Raw genomic sequence first — 16,985 nt, 5'->3', positions numbered from 1 at the left:
TTAGAGTCCATGCCATCAACCCCAAGGGCGGCGCTGTCCCTGCAAAGCGTCATGCTGTATCTCCTCATCGGCTGTATTGTTGTAATTGGCGGCGTGGCGGCCTGGGTGCTGACCGTCAATGAAGCCCGAAACGACGCGATGCGCCAAAGTCGCAATAACCTGGACAAAGCCCAACAGATCGCCCGTGTGGGCAATTGGTTGTGGGATTTGAAGCGTGACGAAGTGTATTGGTCGGATCAGGTATATCGTAATTTGGGCCTGCCGCTTCACGATAATAAGGCCTCATATGAGAAGTTCCTGGAGCGGGTGCACCCAGACGACAGGGCGCGTGTCGTCAGTCTGGTGGACGACGCGTTACTGAACAAGCGGGTATACGCCATAGAGCACCGCGTCGTCTGGCCGGATGGAGAAGAGAGAATCGTGTGCGGCGCGGGAGAGGTGATATTCGACGAACAGGGAAACCCTCTGCAGATGCATGGCACGATCCAGGACATTACTGAGCGCAAGCTAGAGGAAAATCGCAAAAATGAATACGCGCATCTGATTTACGACCTGTACAACAATGCGCCATGCGGTTATCACTCGCTGGACCCTCAAGGGCTGATCGTGGACATCAACGAGACGGCGCTACGCTGGCTGGGCTATTCACGCAATGAGCTGGTCGGCAAAGTCATGTTTTGCGACCTGCTGTCGGAAGACTGCGTGCAGTTGTGCTGGGATAAGCTGGGGCAACTGAAGAAAGGCGGCACGCTTAGCAATTTGGAGTTGAATGTTCGCTGCAAAGACGGCCGGTTATTCTGCGTATTGCTGAGCAGCACGGCGTTACAAAGCGAGGACGGCGAGTTTCGCGGCAGCCGCTGCATATTGGTGGATTACACGGAACGTCGTCGCCACGAGAAGGAGCTGCAGCAGGCGGCGGTGGTGTTTGACGCCATTCGTGAAGCGGTGATTATTACTGACGACGCGCGCAATATCGTGGCGGTGAATAACGCCTTCACAGAAATTACCGGTTACACCCTGGATGATGTTTATGGGCGAAACCCCCGTCTGCAGCAGTCGGGGCGCCACGATAAAACCTTCTATCAGTCCCTGTGGCGCTCTATCACCGAACATGGGCACTGGCAGGGCGAAATCGAGAACAAACGGCGCAATGGCGAGATTTATCCTGCCTGGCAGAACATCAATGTGGTCTACGATAGAAATGGAGACGTGGCCAACTATGTGTCGGTGTTCTCCGACATCAGCGTGATCAAGGAAAAAGAAAAGCAACTGCGTCACCTCGCCAATCATGACTCACTGACAGGTCTGCCTAACCGGCTGTTGTTCTTCAACAGTCTTGAGATTTCTCTCGAGCGCGCTAAACGTCGTCGCATGAAAGTGGCGCTGATGTTTATTGATCTGGACCGCTTCAAGATTATCAATGACACCATGGGACATGAAGCCGGAGATATCCTGCTGAAAACCGTGGCGCGACGGCTGTCGGACGCAGTGCGGGGCGAAGATATGGTGGCGCGCCTGGGCGGAGATGAGTTCACCATCAGCCTGGAGGATCTGTCCAGCACGGAAGACGCCGCCGCCATGGCCGGCAAGCTGATAGAAACCATTCGCCAGCCTGTTCATATCGGCGGGCATGAAATTGTCTGTTCCGCCAGCATCGGCATCGCCATTTTTCCCCATGACGCCGACAGCGCGCAGAACCTGGCGCGGGCGGCGGATGCCGCCATGTATCGGGCCAAAGAGCTGCATCGTAACACTTTTGAGTTTTACACCAGCGAACTGACGGAGAGGGCGATAGAGCATCTGACTCTCAGTAGCGAGATGCGACAGGCCCTGGAGCGTAATGAGTTCGAGCTGTATTACCAGCCGCAATTTAACCTGAGCAGCGGCAAGCTGGTAGGGGCGGAAACGCTACTGCGTTGGCGGCACCCCGCCCGTGGCCTGATAACCCCGTACTGCTTCATTAATATCGCGGAGGACAGCGCATTGATCGATCCTATCGGGAGGTGGGTGATCAATCAGCTCTGTCGCGATGTCTCCGGCTGGCTGAAAGAAGGACTGAAACTGCCCCGCATCGCTTTTAATGTCTCAAGTAAGCAGCTGGAGCACTACGACGTAAAAGGCCACATTGAGCATGCCTTGCAACGGTGGGGGCTGGAGCCTTCTGACCTGGAACTGGAGCTGGAAGTGACGGAAGGGGCCCTGCAGCATGAGGAGCGTAGTGTGGAAGTACTTCGGCAGGTGCGGTCGCTGGGATTGAGTGTGGCCATTGATGATTTCGGCACAGGATACTCCTCCCTCAGCCGGCTCAAACGCATGCCGATAGATACGCTCAAGATCGACCGCATGTTTATCCGCGACTTACCGGAAGACTCCAATAATCAAGCTTTAGCCAGCGGCATTATTCTGCTTGGGCGGGCTTTGGGTCTCAAAGTGGTGGCCGAAGGCGTGGAAAATGTGGAGCAGCAGCGCTTTCTGCAAGAGCGTGACTGCGATGAGGCGCAGGGCTTTCTGCTCAGCAAGCCTTTGCCCAAAGCAGCGTTTGTAAAGCTGTTGAAAGGGGAGGGGCTGCCTGTCATTCCGCCGGCGTCGCTGACAGTGGTCAGGAAGCCGGCGGCGTCGGATTAGCGGATACGATTCCGCTTTAATGCTCAGTAGATACAGCCGCCGTCAGGAACGCAGGTGACGCTGACCCCATGACTGGGGTCGGACGAAATGAAACCAGAAGTGGTTCCATCGCTGATCACCGAACCGCCGCGACCGTTGTGACCCAGACCGCGACTGCCGCCGCCCCGGTTGCTGAACATCGGCGCCAGATTAAAAAGCGCCGGCCCGCCTTCATAACCGCCGACGCCGGCGGCGTTGAGCCAGTAACGCCCGGGAATCGCCTGGCCGAAATAGTTTCTCAGGGCCATGGCTTCGCTGGGGTGTATTTCTCGACCGTTGATAAAAATGCTGGTGCCGCCGCCGGAGATATCCGGGGGCAGGGGAGCAGAGATGGGAAGTCCAGGATAGGTGACGCCGACAGTCGGGCCGCCTTCAAAGCCCCAGGCGCCAGTGTGCGCGTCGTACCAGTATTGGCTCGGTTGCAGACGAATCCCTTGCTGCGCGAAGTAGTTGGCCACTTGGGCGTCTAGGGGCGCGCGATTCACGATCACCCCCTCCGCCATTGCTGTGACTGAAATCAGTAGTGTCAGAAGAATCGTGCATGAACGAAACATCGTCGTCCTCCCGCCATCGCTACAAATGACTTGATTGCAAGGCTTTCGCCGATAAAACACCTATGAGGGGGGCGTTAAAAACAAGTAGCGCGTTTTTTAATCAGATACCGTCAATAAATTTTCACTTCATGAATTAGCCTGCGCGCAGGCCATCCAGACTCAAGCCGTCGCCCGCCACCGGCGCAGTGCGGGAAATAAACTGTACAAAGCCGGCCACGGCGGGGGAGGTCTGTTCCCGATTATATAAAAGACGCATTTGCACGCCCGGCAAGGCGGGCAGATAGTCGCTGCTCTCCACCACACGCAACCCTTCCGGAACGATGCTTTTGCCCAGGACCGTGACCCCCAGTCCCGCCAGTACGCCAGCGCGTATGCCGCTGAAACTGGCGCAGGTGTAAACAATGCGCCAGGGAATGCTCATGGAGTCCAGGGCTTCAATAATGCGATGTCGGTAAACGCAACCCCGCGGCGCGACGATCAACGGCACCGGATGGCGGGTATGGCAGGTGTGATGAATGCTGGTGGCCCACACCAGATCCTCCATCCACCCTTCTTCTGGTGAGATGGTGCGCAAACTGGTGTGCAGGGCGAACACCAGATCCAGCTCTTTAGAGCGATAACGCTCCACCAGATTGGAGCTGAGGTCGCAGGTGACTTCCAGCGTGACGTTAGGGTGGGCCTGGGAGAACTTGCCCAGCACCTCCGGCAGCGAACTGGCGAATTCATTGGGAATGCCCAGACGCAGGCAGCCGGCCAGCTCCGGCTGCGACAGCTTGATCATGGCTTCTTTATTAAGAGCGAGAATGTCGCGGGCGTACTGCAACAGAATCAGCCCCTCCGGCGTGGGGGCCAGCGCCTTGTTGTTGCGCACCAGCAGGGTGGCTCCCACTAACTCCTCCAGTCGCCGGATCTGCAGACTGATTGCTGGCTGCGAGCGTCCCAACGCGTCGCCAGCCTGAGTAAAACCGCCATAATCCGCTACGGCGACAAAGGTTTGCAGAAGATCGGTAGGGAGATAATTCACAGCGTTACCATAAATATTTTAAATAAATGCATTTTAACTATTAATTTCACAAATCAATAGTCCGGAGTTATGGTTCAGTTATATAAAAACGATATCGCTGTAGCCCTGTTTCGGCGGCGTCTCACTCTGTCGATATGTCCTGGGGCGGGCTCAGAAGGATAATTTATTCCAACCGGTTCCAATTGAGGAGTATGTTACGTATGAGCGGTCTGAAATTCACCGAAGATCACGAGTGGTTGTCCATGGAGTCCGATGAAGTCGGTGTTGTGGGCATTACAGATTACGCACAGGCGCAACTGGGCGATCTGGTGTTCGTTGAGCTGCCCGAAGTGGGCCGTGAAGTCAGCCAGGGCGAAGATATCGGCGTAGTGGAGTCGGTGAAAACCGCCAGCGATATCAAGAGCCCCGTCAGCGGCGTCGTAGTCGCCGTGAACGAAGCGCTGAGCGACGAACCTGGTAAAGTGAACGAAGACCCCACAGGAGAAGGTTGGATTTACAAAATCTCTCTATCCAATGCTTCTGAAGTTGAGTCGCTGATGGATGACGCGGCTTATAAGGCGCTGACAGGAGAGTAAGATCATGAGCGATACACGCGAAACTCTGGCTGAACTGGAGCAGCGGGACGCTTTCATCGGTCGCCACATTGGCCCGGATGAAGCGGAAAAGACCGCCATGTTGAACGCGCTGGGCGTGGCCGACATGGAGACGCTGATCAGCAAAACCGTTCCTGAAACTATCCGCATCCAGGAAGGTCTCGATCTCGACGGCCCTTGCACCGAAGCGCAGGCGCTGGCGGAACTGAAAGCCTTCGCTGAACGTAACAAAGTTTTCAAAACCTACATCGGCATGGGTTACTACAACACCCTGACGCCGACTGTCATCCTCCGTAACGTATTGGAAAACCCCGCCTGGTACACCGCTTATACGCCGTACCAGCCTGAAATCTCCCAGGGCCGTCTGGAAGCGCTGTTGAACTTCCAAACCATGGTCGGCGATCTGACCGGCATGGAAATGGCCAACGCTTCTCTGTTGGATGAAGGCACTGCTGCGGCGGAAGCCATGACCATGTGTCGTCGCGTTAACGCCAAAAATAAAAGCAATGTGTTCTTCGTCGCCGAAGACTGTCTGCCGCAGACAATTGAAGTCGTCAAAGGCCGCGCTGAGCCCCTGGGCATTGAAGTGGTTGTCGGCGATCCGCAGAAAGACCTGCAAAACCATGATTACTTCGCAGTGCTGCTGCAATATCCGGGCGTCAACGGCGATGTCCGCGATTACCGCGAACTGATCAAAACCGCTCACGCAGCCAATGCGTTGGCGATTATGGCGGCGGATATTCTGTCCCTGACCCTGTTGACGCCTCCGGGCGAACTGGGCGCGGATATCGCCATCGGCAACAGCCAGCGTTTCGGCGTGCCCTTGTTCTTCGGCGGCCCGCACGCGGCTTATATCGCCACTAAAGACGAATACAAGCGTTCTCTGCCTGGCCGTCTGGTGGGCGTTTCCGTAGACGCCAATGGCGATAAAGCTTACCGCTTGGCGCTGCAAACCCGTGAACAGCACATCCGTCGTCAGAACGCGACATCGAACATCTGTACCGCACAGGCGTTGCTGGCGATCACCGCCTCTATGTACGGCGCTTATCACGGTCCAGAAGGACTCAAGCGCATCGCCCGTCGCGTGCATCGCCTGACCAGCATTCTGGCGGAAGGCCTGAAGCAGGCGGGACGCACCGTCAATACCGCGCATTTCTTTGACACTGTGTCCGTCGCCACTGGCGGCGATACAGACGCGGTCTATCAAGCCGCTCTGCAGCAGAAGATCAACCTGCGGCGCATCGATGATAAAACCCTGGGTATTTCATTGGATGAAACCACTACTCGCGAAGATGTCGCCGCACTTTTACAGGTATTCGCCTCCGGCAAGCCGGTTGCGGATGTTTCGACGCTGGACGCTTCCGTTGACGAGGCTATTCCTGCGGAACTGCGTCGCCAAAGCGATTTCATGACGCATCCCGTATTCAACCGTTATCATTCTGAAACGGAAATGCTGCGTTATCTGCGTCGCCTGTCAGATAAAGATCTGGCGCTCGACCGCACCATGATCCCGCTGGGTTCCTGCACCATGAAGCTGAACGCCACCACGGAAATGACCCCGGTGAGCTGGGACGGCTTCTGTGCGATTCACCCCTTCGCGCCGCTGGACCAGACTGAAGGCTATCGCGCCCTGATCGCTGATCTGGAGCGTATGCTCAGCGCCGCAACTGGCTACGCCGCGTTTTCTCTGCAGCCCAATGCGGGCTCTCAGGGCGAATACGCGGGCCTGCTGGCGATTCGCGCCTATCACCAAAGCCGCGGGGAAGGCGATCGCGACGTCTGTTTGATCCCTAACTCCGCGCATGGCACCAACCCTGCGTCCGCGCAGATGGTGGGCATGAAAGTTGTGGCGGTGAAGTGTGACGACAACGGCAACGTGGACCTGAACGATCTGCGTTTGAAGGCCGAACAGCACAGCGCCAAACTGGCGGCGTTGATGGCGACCTATCCGTCCACTCACGGCGTATTTGAAGAAGGCATCCGCGAAGTTTGCTCTATCGTGCATCAGCACGGCGGTCAGGTTTACATAGACGGCGCCAACCTCAACGCAATGGTCGGCCTGTGTAAGCCTGGCCATTTCGGCGGCGACGTATCGCACCTGAACCTGCACAAAACATTCTGTATCCCGCACGGCGGCGGCGGCCCCGGCGTTGGCCCGATTGGCGTCGCAGCGCATCTGGCTCCGTTCCTGCCTGGCCACAGCGCCATGGGCGAGACAGCGGACAAAGCGATTGCGCCTATTTCCGCAGCGCCCTGGGGCAGCGCGGGCATTCTGCCTATTTCCTGGACTTATATTCGCATGATGGGCGGCGAAGGCCTGACCGAAGCGACCAAGTCAGCGATTTTGAACGCCAACTACATCGCCAAGCGTCTGGAGCCGCACTATCCCGTGCTGTATACCGGTTCGCAAGGTTTCGTGGCGCATGAGTGCATCATTGACGTACGTCCGTTCAAAGACAGCTGCGGCGTGACCGTTGACGATATCGCCAAGCGTCTGATCGACTTCGGCTTCCACGCGCCAACCATGTCATTCCCGGTTCCCGGCACGCTGATGATCGAGCCGACCGAGAGTGAGTCTCTGGCGGAACTGGATCGCTTCTGCGACGCGATGATCGCTATCCGCGAGGAAATTCGCGCAATTGAGAACGGCGAGTATGACGTGGACCACAGCCCGCTGCACCACGCTCCGCACACAGCGGCGGATTTAGTGGGCGACTGGGACCGTCCTTACAGTCGTGAGCGCGGCGTGTACCCATTGCAGGCGCTGAAAGCGGACAAATACTGGAGCCCGGTAGGTCGCATCGACAACGTTTACGGCGACCGCAACCTGGTGTGCGCATGTCCTCCGATGACCGAATACGAGGACTGAGCGGCGGGCGGGACGCCTGGCGTCCCGTTTTCTTACGCAAAATAAGAATCTGAAAGAGGAACACGAGCCATGTTTACCGAAGATATGCGGATCGCCGATTATGATCCCGAGCTGTCGGCGGCCATCAACGCAGAAAAGCGCCGTCAGGAAGAGCACATTGAATTGATCGCCTCAGAAAACTACGTCAGCCCACGGGTGATGGAAGCGCAAGGCGGCGTTTTGACCAACAAATACGCGGAAGGCTACCCCGGCAAGCGTTACTACGGCGGCTGCGAGCACGTCGATGTCGCGGAGCAGCTGGCCATCGACCGCGCCAAGCAACTGTTCGGCGCTGATTACGCCAACGTGCAACCCCATTCTGGATCACAGGCCAATGCGGGCGTGTATCTGGCCCTGGCCAAGCCTGGCGACACCATTCTGGGCATGAGCCTGGATCACGGTGGTCACTTGACTCATGGCGCCAAGCCCAACTTCTCCGGCAAAATTTTCAATGCCGTACAGTACGGCCTGAACCCGGAAACCGGTGAAATCGACTACGATCAAGTCGAGCGTCTGGCGAAAGAACATAAGCCGAAACTGGTTATCGCTGGCTTCTCCGCTTACTCGCGGGTCGTGGACTGGCAGCGTTTCCGTGACATTGCGGACAGCGTTGGCGCGTACCTGATTGTTGATATGGCGCACGTCGCCGGTCTAGTTGCGGCGGGTCTGTATCCGAGCCCGGTGCAAATCGCCGACGTCACCACGACTACCACGCACAAAACCTTGCGCGGTCCTCGCGGCGGCCTGATTCTGGCGAAGTCCAACCCAGAGATTGAGAAAAAACTGCAATCTTTGATTTTCCCTGGCATTCAGGGCGGTCCTCTGATGCACGTGATCGCCGCGAAGGCGGTAGCGTTCAAGGAAGCCTTGGAGCCTGCGTTCCGCGACTACCAACAGCAAGTCGTAAATAACGCCAGAGCTATGGCGGACGCTGTGAAGGCGCGCGGCTACAAAGTCGTCAGCGGCGGTACGGACAACCACCTGTTCCTGATCGACCTGATCGATAAGGGCGTAACCGGTAAAGACGCCGACGCCGCATTGGGTCGTGCGTACATTACCGTTAACAAAAATACGGTGCCGAATGATCCGCAGTCGCCATTCGTGACTTCCGGTCTGCGCATCGGTACGCCAGGCGTCACCACTCGCGGCTTCAAAGAGAAGGAAGTTGTGGAGCTGGCGAACTGGATTTGCGATGTGCTGGACAATATGGGCGATGAAAGCGTTGTAGAGAAAGTCCGCGAGAAGGTGCTGAGCATCTGTCGCGACTTCCCTGTCTACCGCGCCAACGCCAAATCCGGAGACGCCCTATGAGGCGCTCCGGTCTCTCCGTCCGCTTAGCGGGCGGGCTTTTCAAAGTTACACGGCTCCGTTGCGAGTGATGATTTATGGCTGTAAGCGTTTTTGATTTACTCAAAATAGGCATCGGCCCTTCCAGTTCCCATACCGTGGGACCGATGAAGGCGGTGCGTCAATTCTTGCAGGGATTGCAGCGGGACAGCCTGCTGGAGCAGGTTATCACTATCAAGGCGGAATTATTTGGCTCTCTGGCGGCCACCGGCAAGGGGCACGGCTCCGATAAAGCGGTGATGCTGGGCCTGGAGGGCGAAACCCCGGAAGACGTGGATACGGATGACGTGGAGGCGAAGATTGAACGCATCCGCACCCGTCGTCGTATTCGTCTGCTGGGGCTGCACGAAGTCGACTTCGTGGAAAAAGAACATCTGTTGATGAACAAGCGCGCCACCTTGCCTTATCACCCCAACGGCATGCGTTTTACCGCATACAATCATGGCGCGGTGGCCTTGCGTACGCGGACGTACTATTCCGTCGGCGGCGGCTTCGTTCTGGACGAGGACGCGGTGGGCGAAGACAAGATCGTCCCCGACACCACGCCGCTGCCATATGCTTTCCGTACGGCGGCGCAGTTGCTGGAGCACTGCCGCGCCACCGGTTACAGCATCAGCCGCATCATGATGGAGAACGAAAAGACCTGGCGCAGCGAAGAAGAAGTGCGCAAAGGTCTGCTGCGCATCTGGCAGGTAATGCAGGACTGCGTGGAGAACGGCTGCCGTAAAGAGGGCATTTTGCCTGGCGGTCTGAAAGTGAAACGTCGCGCGGCGGAACTGCATCGCGCGCTGTCCAGACGGCCGGAGTCCGCCATGAAGGACCCGCTGAACGTTCTCGACTGGGTGAACCTGTATGCGCTGGCGGTGAATGAAGAAAACGCCGCGGGCGGCAGAGTGGTGACAGCGCCGACCAACGGTGCGGCGGGCATCATTCCTGCGGTATTGCACTATTACGACCGGTTCGTTGGCGGAGCCAATGACGACGGCGTTGTGCGTTTTCTGCTGACGGCGGCGGCTATTGGCGTGCTCTACAAAGAAGGCGCTTCCATTTCCGGCGCAGAAGTCGGCTGTCAGGGCGAAGTGGGCGTGGCCTGCTCCATGGCGGCGGGCGCGCTGGCGGAAGTGCTCGGTGGAACGCCTCAGCAGGTGGAGAACGCCGCGGAAGTCGGCATGGAGCATAACCTTGGCCTGACCTGTGATCCTATTGGCGGGCTGGTGCAGGTGCCCTGCATCGAGCGCAACGCCATGGGCTCAGTGAAAGCGATCAACGCCGCGCGTATCGCGCTGCGGGGAGACGGAAGTCACTTCGTATCCCTGGACAAGGTCATCAAAACCATGAAAGCCACCGGCGCCGACATGAAGACCAAATACAAAGAGACTGCTCGCGGCGGTCTTGCGGTGAACGTAATCGAATGCTGATGCGCCGGTCCTTCGGGACCGGCTTCGGCGTCCACAGAATTTCATGCGAACAACGGCGTCCCCGGTGACGCCTCTAGGGAGACGAAGCAATGGCTGAAAGTCAGAACAACGCCGAAATGGCGAAAACCCCGTTGTATGACCTGCACGTGGAGTGCGGGGCGAAGATGGTTGAATTCGCAGGCTACGCCATGCCGGTGACATTCCCCGCAGGCATTATCAAAGAACATTTGCACACCCGCGCCAAGGCCGGACTGTTCGACGTCTCCCACATGGGGCAGGTGCGTCTGAAAGGCGCTGGCGCGGCGGAAGCGCTGGAAGCCCTGGTTCCCGGCGATATCGTCGGCCTGGAGAAGGGCGCGCAGCGCTACACGCTGTTCACTAACGACAAGGGCGGCATCCTGGACGACCTGATGGTCACCAATACCGGCGAGGACTTGTTCCTGGTGGTTAACGCCGCCTGTAAAGAGCAGGATATCGCGCATCTGCGCAAGCACCTTGGCGACAAGCTGGAGATTGAAGTATTGGAAGACCGCGCCCTGTTGGCGCTGCAAGGTCCGGCTGCGGCGGGCGTGATGGAGCAACTGGCGCCGGAACTGACCAAACTGGTGTTCATGACTGGCGCCTGGGCTACCTTGGACGGCGCTGAGTGCTTCGTCACTCGTTCCGGTTATACCGGCGAAGACGGCTACGAAATCTCCGTCCCTGCGGAGCGCGCGGACGCGCTGGCGCGTAAACTGCTGGGGCACCCAGACGTAGAACCTATTGGTCTGGGCGCAAGAGATTCTCTGCGTCTGGAAGCGGGTCTATGTCTATACGGCCATGATCTGGATACCGACACCAACTTGGTGGCGGCGAACCTGAAGTGGGTGCTGTCCAAGCCGCGTCGCGCCGATGGCGAACGCGCAGGCGGTTTCCCGGGCGCGGACGTGACCCTGAGTGAGTTTGCTGAAGGATCTCCTCGCAAGCGCGTTGGTTTGGCTCCGCAAGGCCGGGCGCCAGTGCGTGAAGGCGTTGAGATCGTCAACGGGGAAGGGCAAGTGGTTGGCGTTGTGACCAGCGGCGGCTACGGCCCCAGCGTTGAGAAGCCGGTGGCGATGGGCTATGTCAATACCGACAGTTCCGCCATGGGAACTGAGCTGAAAGCGATCGTACGCGGTAAAGAAGTGCCAGTGACTATCGTGTCAGCGACTTTTGTTGAGCATCGTTACTACAGGGGCTGATTGGGCCCCGTCAAACAGGCGGGCGGGCAGGGGGCGGCGGTAGCCGCTTTCGCCCGCTTTGTCTGATCCACATTACGCTTGTCCATGTACTTGGCGAACACCTGTTTGTAGTCCTCACTGCCTTTAAGCTGTCTAACCCTCTGCGTCACCATGTCCCGTAATGTCGGGCTCGCCTGCTTACTCAAACTGAGATAGATATCGTAGGGAGGGATCACTGCATCCATGTTGATGAAACGATAGCAGTCAGAGGACGGCTCGCTTTCCTGCGCCAAGTTGTAGCGTAGACGAATTTCCATCTCCACGAATCCGCCGACGCGTCCGGCGGCTGTCAAACGAAAGCCCTGCTCGTATTCTTCCACGCCTGTTAGCGTTAACGCCCCGCGGACTTCCATATGGCGTAGTTCGGGATAGTTGAAATTGTCGAGGATGGCCAGGGTCATGCCCAGTAAATCAGACTCACCGACAATGCTTTTGGGGTGATCATTGCAGGTCAGCATTGCGTGATTGACGGTAAACAAAGGTTCTTCCACAAAGTCCCCCACATCCGTCAGGGAATTCCAGACCTTGGCGTCGTAAGCAAGCCAGACTGTCTCCGTATCTTCTCTGATAACCTGATGCAGACGATTGACCGGGAGCGGCTTGGGAACGAGTTGTAAAGGCGTGTCCCGAAAAATGATTTCCACCAGATCGGTGATCAGTCCACCTTTGCTGACGCCCTCAGAGGCGATCTGAAAGGGGCTGGCGAGGTCTTCAACGATGTAGTAGGTGATGTTCTCCGAGGGAAGCGTATCCGCATGGGAATGCGAAGCGAAAGAGGCCAGTGAGCAACTCAGAAACGCCAACAAAACGAGCTTGGGTGCGAACATCTTTGGTACCGGCTACACGCTAAGTATGCGGGACGGCAGACATCGACGCTGGTTGAAATCCGGAGCGTGTCAGTGCGCTGCTTTCTATTAGAATTAGCATAGCCCACTTTAAAGGCAAGCGGAGGGGCGATAATCTTGAAATAAAAGGGCGCGACAGGCCTGTTACCGACCGAGCTTGTCGTTGCGAGTAGCGAATGGGTATTATTGGCCGTCCCTGAGAACGCGTCGCGTAACCGTTCAGGGAGTGAGGCAAAAAGAAAATGACAAACGGGGAGCTGCGTGACGGCGGACTCGCCTGATGACTGATATGAGCCAGAGGAGCCGCTTTGATACTTAACATTACTGAATCTTATTCGTCGCGGGGGGCGTCGAATAACGTCAGGGCCGAATTGCATGACGCCGGATAAGTTCAACGAACGGCTGCAGGCTGAGGCGATTCGACATATTCAGGAAAACGAGGCGTATGCCGCACTCACATTGCGCGAACCTGCGCGCACCTCGGGGCAGGGGCTGGAGCAGCATGTGTTGGACCGGGCCCGACAGATGGGCGAAGGCGTTACGCTGAGCCTGCGGCTGAAAAAGACGGCGGAGATCGCCAAAAAAGTTGCGCTTGGGGCTGCGGCGCTGCTGTTCTGTCTGGGCGCGCTGGCCGCCAGACAGGCGTTTGACGGCGGCCAGCAAGGCAGTGTGAATTTCTTCTGGCTGTTGCTGGCCCTGTTGGGCGTCAACACGCTGATGCTGGCGTTGTGGGCGGGCGGCATGACGCTGGCGTCGCGCAACGCCAAAACAGGCATGCTCGGTCAGACGTTGGAATGGGTAGTGGCCTACTGGATGGGCAAGCTGGGCGGTAAGAACAGCGCGGACGCCGCCGCGGCCCAGGCGTGGTTCGCCGTTATGAACGCGGGAGCCATTGGGCGCTGGAATTTGAGCCGGCTTTCCCATGCGCTGTGGTTATCCTACTTGCTGGGCGGGTCAGCGATGATTCTGCTCATGCTGTCCGCCCATCAGTATGACTTTCTATGGGAAACCACCATCCTGTCCGAATCCTCCTTTCAACACCTGACCCAAGGACTGGCGGTCTTGCCGCAATGGCTGGGTTTCTCGGCGCCAACGTCAGAGCAAATCGCCGCCAGCCGTATCGGTGGATCGCCAGCTAACGCGGAAGCGGCGCGTCAGGCCTGGTCCGGCCTGTTACTGGGGGCCATGTTGACCTATGGAATCATCCCCCGCTTGTTGCTGCTGGCGGCGTCCTGGGCGGCGTACGGCCGCGCGCGGAGCGCGTTCCGCCTCAACCTGGCGAGGCCCTATTACGTGCGTTTGAAGCAGTCACTGATTCCCGCAACGCGGGTGCTGGGGGTGGTGGATGCGGATGAATCCGGCGGTCGTCGTACCGAAGCTGAACATCAGCAGGCGCAGGAAGAATCTCCGCCAACGCAGAGCTATTGGCTTGGGGTTGAGCTGGATGGCGCTCATCTGGCAGCAGGGGAAAGCGTTCCCGGGACGTTTAACCTGGGTAATGTAGTGGACAGGGAAGGGCAACAAAAGGCGCTACAGCGCGCCCAGACGCTGAAACAAGCGCCACTGGTGCTGGCGGTGTCGCTGCAGCGTTCTCCTGATCGCGGTTTGAAGCGGTTTCTGGCGCAACTGACGGAAGGTCGCAAGGCGCTCACCTGGCTGGAGCTTTGCGAAACTGAAGGCTATTTCGACCAGGACGCGCAGGGGCGCGACATACGCATATGCGACTGGCATCAGCTGGCGGCGGAGTGTGGCGTTGAGCCGCAGCGCGTTGTACGTCGTGTGATAGGGGCGCAGCCTGAAGGAGAGATGAAGCATGGATAATGCGACGCCCGCCAAGGCGGGAACAGGCATCAACGGCGACCCGATTTCCGTGGCGGTGGTGGGTCATACCAACGCTGGCAAAACGTCTCTGATGCGCACCTTGTTGCGCGACTTGAAGTTCGGCGTTATCTCCAATCATCCCGGCGCGACCCGGCATGTGGAAGCGGGGCAGATCCTGGTGAATGAAGCGCCAGTCATCACCCTGTTCGACACTCCGGGGCTGGAAGATTCCATTGAGTTGCTGGAAGCCCTTGAGCAACTGCGTCCGCAGCAGGATAACGGGCTTGGGCGATTGCGCGCTTTTATTCAGGATCTGGACCGATACCCTCAGTTTTCTCAGGAAGCGAAGGTAATCCGACAGTTGTTGCAGGATGAGCTGATTTTTTATGTGGTGGATGTGCGTGAGCCAGTGCTGGGCAAATACCGGGATGAACTGAAAGTGCTGAGTTTTGCGGCGCGTCCCGTGGTCCCGGTGCTGAACTTCATTGCAGCGCCGCGCTCCAACCTGGCGCAGTGGCGAGAGCATCTGGCGGCGCTGAACCTGCATGCGCAGGTGGCGTTCGATACGGTCGCCTTCAACTTTGAGGATGAGAAGCGTCTCTACCAGAAAATGCAGGCATTGATGGCTGCTCGTTACGATGATCTGCAGAAACTCATTGATGAAAGACAGAAACAGTGGGAGGCGCAGATTGACAGCGCTGCGCAACGCATTGCCGCGCTGTGGACCGACGTGGCCAGTTTTCGCCGGATGACCGCCAACGAGGAAGCGGAAATCCAGTCTGCGGCGACGCAAATGCAGCAACAGGTGCGCAAAGCGGAGTCTGACTGCGTTTCCGACTTGCTGCAGATCTTCCGCTTCGCCGACGAAGATGTGACCATCGCGGAGCTGCCGGTGCGCGGTGGTGAGTGGGAGATGGATTTGTTCGACCCGGACAACATGAAGCGCATGGGCGTAGAAGCCGGCAGCGGCGCCGCCGCTGGCGCGGCGGTCGGGGTTGGCGTCGATTTGATGGCTGGCGGTCTCACGCTGGGCGCAGCGGCGGCGCTGGGGGCGCTCGCGGGTGTCGTGCTGCAGACGGGACGGCGTTACCGCGAAGATCTGACGGCGGCGATACGTAAACAACGCAAGTTGTGCGTCGACGATTCCACCCTCAAAGTACTGTGGCTGCGGCAACAGTATTTATTCGCAGCGCTGCAAAAGAGGGGACATGCGTCGCAGCAGCCGATGGCTCTCGCTGACGGCGGCTCACCGGACTTGCCGGAGGACTGGTCGCGCTGGCTGCGCAAGGCGCGCAGCAACCCGGAATGGTCAAGTCTGCGTCCTGGTTGTGACCTTGACGATCAAGAGCGAGTGGCGTTTATCAAGACAATAGGTTCTAATTTACCGGGCGTTCTGATAAAAAGTTGAAATACTTTTTAGCAAAGCACTCTAACATTCTGAAAAATATGGAAGAGAAGATGAGAAAAGCAACGTTAGTATTGATTGCGACAACCTTAATGGCCTCCGGGTGTTCGTGGGTTTCTCTGACGCCGGAAGGCGAAACCGTCAAGGTGGCCAAGAGAAATGAAGTGGCGAACTGCCAGAAACTGGGCACCACTACCTCCAATGGCGTCAGCCGCGTTGGTATTTTGAGCCGCGACGAAAAGGTCATTTTCGAAGAGTTGTCCACACTGGCTCGTAACGAAGCGGCGGCGCTGGGCGGCAACACGGTCGTCCCCGACAGTGAAATCTCCATTGATGGACGTCAGCGATTCGCTATCTATCAGTGCCCCTACTGATCTGCTTTCTGGCGCCGGATGCGGGATTTGTCGTATTCGGCGCGCTTTGAGCGGGCTGGGCTGGCGGGAGCGCCTTATATGAATCTCCACGATGTGAAAGGATTTATTTTCGATCTGGACGGCACTCTGGTGGATTCCCGTCTGGACTTCGACGCCATGCGGAGGGAGTTGGGCTTTCCTGAGGGGCAGCCCATTCTTGAGCATCTGCAGACGCTGAATGATCCAGAGGCCGTCGCCAAAGCCTGGGCGGTGGTGGAGGCCCATGAAATGGCTGGAGCGCAGGCGGCGACCTGGATGCCCGGGGCCAGAGAGCTGTTGTTGACCCTCCGGGAGCTGGACATTCCGATGGCGATTCTGACCCGCAATATGCGCAAGGCCACCCGCGTCGCCATTGAGGCTTTGGGGATACCTGTCGAGCTGGCGTTGACGCGTGAAGACTGCAAACCCAAACCTGATCCGGAAGGGCTCCTGCGCATTGCGGAAGTCTGGAGATTAGCCTGCAGCGAACTGATTTATGTGGGCGACTATCTGTTTGATCTACAGGCGGCTCACAACGCCAACATGATTGCTTGTCTTTATCTGAACGAGCGAAATCACATCTATCAAGAACACGCGGACTGTGTGATCCGCACTTTTGACGAGCTGGCTCCCCGCCGCTGACCCGCTTTCTCTCCGTCTCCCTGACGCCGAACATTATATTTCATTAAGAATACGCGTTGTGCGCGATCGTCATCATAAGCCGCGCTGGCCTGCCTTAACTTCATTGCACTCAG

General features: G+C 57.8%; 13 protein-coding genes. 10 read left to right on the top strand and 3 right to left on the bottom strand.

Going from position 1 to position 16,985, the window contains the following annotated elements; all coding sequences use genetic code 11:
- Positions 1-9: 9 nt before the first annotated feature.
- Complete coding sequence (locus AC2IBB_RS19250; RefSeq protein ID WP_486328377.1) at positions 10-2,625, top strand: sensor domain-containing protein; 2,616 nt, start codon at positions 10-12, stop codon at positions 2,623-2,625.
- A 23-nt stretch (positions 2,626-2,648) separates the two neighbouring features.
- Here the strand turns inward: AC2IBB_RS19250 and AC2IBB_RS19245 are convergent, their stop codons facing one another.
- A complete protein-coding gene (locus tag AC2IBB_RS19245) occupies positions 2,649-3,218 on the bottom strand; it encodes a hypothetical protein (protein WP_486328376.1) in 570 nt (189 codons plus the stop codon).
- Between the two features lie 133 nt (positions 3,219-3,351).
- Entirely contained in the window at positions 3,352-4,242 is an 891-nt protein-coding gene (locus AC2IBB_RS19240) for a LysR substrate-binding domain-containing protein (protein ID WP_486328375.1), read from the bottom strand.
- Positions 4,243-4,442: 200 nt separating this feature from the next.
- On the opposite strand from AC2IBB_RS19240, the gene gcvH reads away from it, so the two are divergent.
- From gcvH to gcvT, 5 genes are all read left to right on the top strand, one after another.
- Positions 4,443-4,817, top strand: coding sequence for a glycine cleavage system protein GcvH (gene gcvH / locus AC2IBB_RS19235; RefSeq protein WP_347815430.1), 375 nt, complete (start codon positions 4,443-4,445; stop codon positions 4,815-4,817).
- 4 nt (positions 4,818-4,821) lie between these two features.
- Positions 4,822-7,704, top strand: coding sequence for an aminomethyl-transferring glycine dehydrogenase (gene gcvP, locus AC2IBB_RS19230; RefSeq protein ID WP_486328374.1), 2,883 nt, complete (start codon positions 4,822-4,824; stop codon positions 7,702-7,704).
- 69 nt (positions 7,705-7,773) lie between these two features.
- Complete coding sequence (gene glyA, locus AC2IBB_RS19225) at positions 7,774-9,054, top strand: serine hydroxymethyltransferase (protein ID WP_486328373.1); 1,281 nt, start codon at positions 7,774-7,776, stop codon at positions 9,052-9,054.
- 74 nt (positions 9,055-9,128) lie between these two features.
- On the top strand, positions 9,129-10,508 hold the full coding sequence (locus tag AC2IBB_RS19220) for an L-serine ammonia-lyase (protein WP_486328372.1): 1,380 nt from the start codon (positions 9,129-9,131) through the stop codon (positions 10,506-10,508).
- A gap of 89 nt (positions 10,509-10,597) precedes the next feature.
- Positions 10,598-11,728 carry a glycine cleavage system aminomethyltransferase GcvT gene (gene gcvT / locus AC2IBB_RS19215; protein WP_486328371.1) on the top strand — a complete coding sequence of 377 codons (1,131 nt, stop codon included), beginning with the start codon at positions 10,598-10,600 and terminating at the stop codon, positions 11,726-11,728.
- Here the strand turns inward: gcvT and AC2IBB_RS19210 are convergent.
- Positions 11,716-12,594 carry a hypothetical protein gene (locus tag AC2IBB_RS19210; protein WP_486328370.1) on the bottom strand — a complete coding sequence of 293 codons (879 nt, stop codon included), beginning with the start codon at positions 12,592-12,594 and terminating at the stop codon, positions 11,716-11,718. The genes gcvT and AC2IBB_RS19210 overlap by 13 nt on opposite strands.
- A gap of 393 nt (positions 12,595-12,987) precedes the next feature.
- On the opposite strand from AC2IBB_RS19210, the gene AC2IBB_RS19205 reads away from it, so the two are divergent.
- The 4 genes from AC2IBB_RS19205 to AC2IBB_RS19190 all read left to right on the top strand — a co-directional run bounded on the left by AC2IBB_RS19205 (position 12,988) and on the right by AC2IBB_RS19190 (position 16,872).
- Entirely contained in the window at positions 12,988-14,433 is a 1,446-nt protein-coding gene (locus AC2IBB_RS19205) for a DUF2868 domain-containing protein (RefSeq protein WP_486328369.1), read from the top strand.
- The gene (locus AC2IBB_RS19200; RefSeq protein ID WP_486328368.1) at positions 14,426-15,841 is read left to right on the top strand and encodes a GTPase/DUF3482 domain-containing protein; all 1,416 of its coding nucleotides are present in this window, start codon (positions 14,426-14,428) and stop codon (positions 15,839-15,841) included. The genes AC2IBB_RS19205 and AC2IBB_RS19200 overlap by 8 nt, the downstream gene beginning before the upstream one ends.
- Positions 15,842-15,891: 50 nt before the next feature.
- Positions 15,892-16,212 (top strand): DUF4156 domain-containing protein, encoded by a 321-nt coding sequence (locus AC2IBB_RS19195; RefSeq protein ID WP_041598750.1) that lies wholly within the window; start codon positions 15,892-15,894, stop codon positions 16,210-16,212.
- A 78-nt stretch (positions 16,213-16,290) separates the two neighbouring features.
- Positions 16,291-16,872 (top strand): HAD family hydrolase, encoded by a 582-nt coding sequence (locus tag AC2IBB_RS19190; protein WP_486328367.1) that lies wholly within the window; start codon positions 16,291-16,293, stop codon positions 16,870-16,872.
- Positions 16,873-16,985: the final 113 nt, after the last annotated feature.

It is taken from the genome of Hahella sp. NS-SX17, assembly GCF_057367735.1.
Note: the sequence above shows the minus strand (reverse complement) of the source record. Positions and strands in the feature narration are given on the sequence as shown.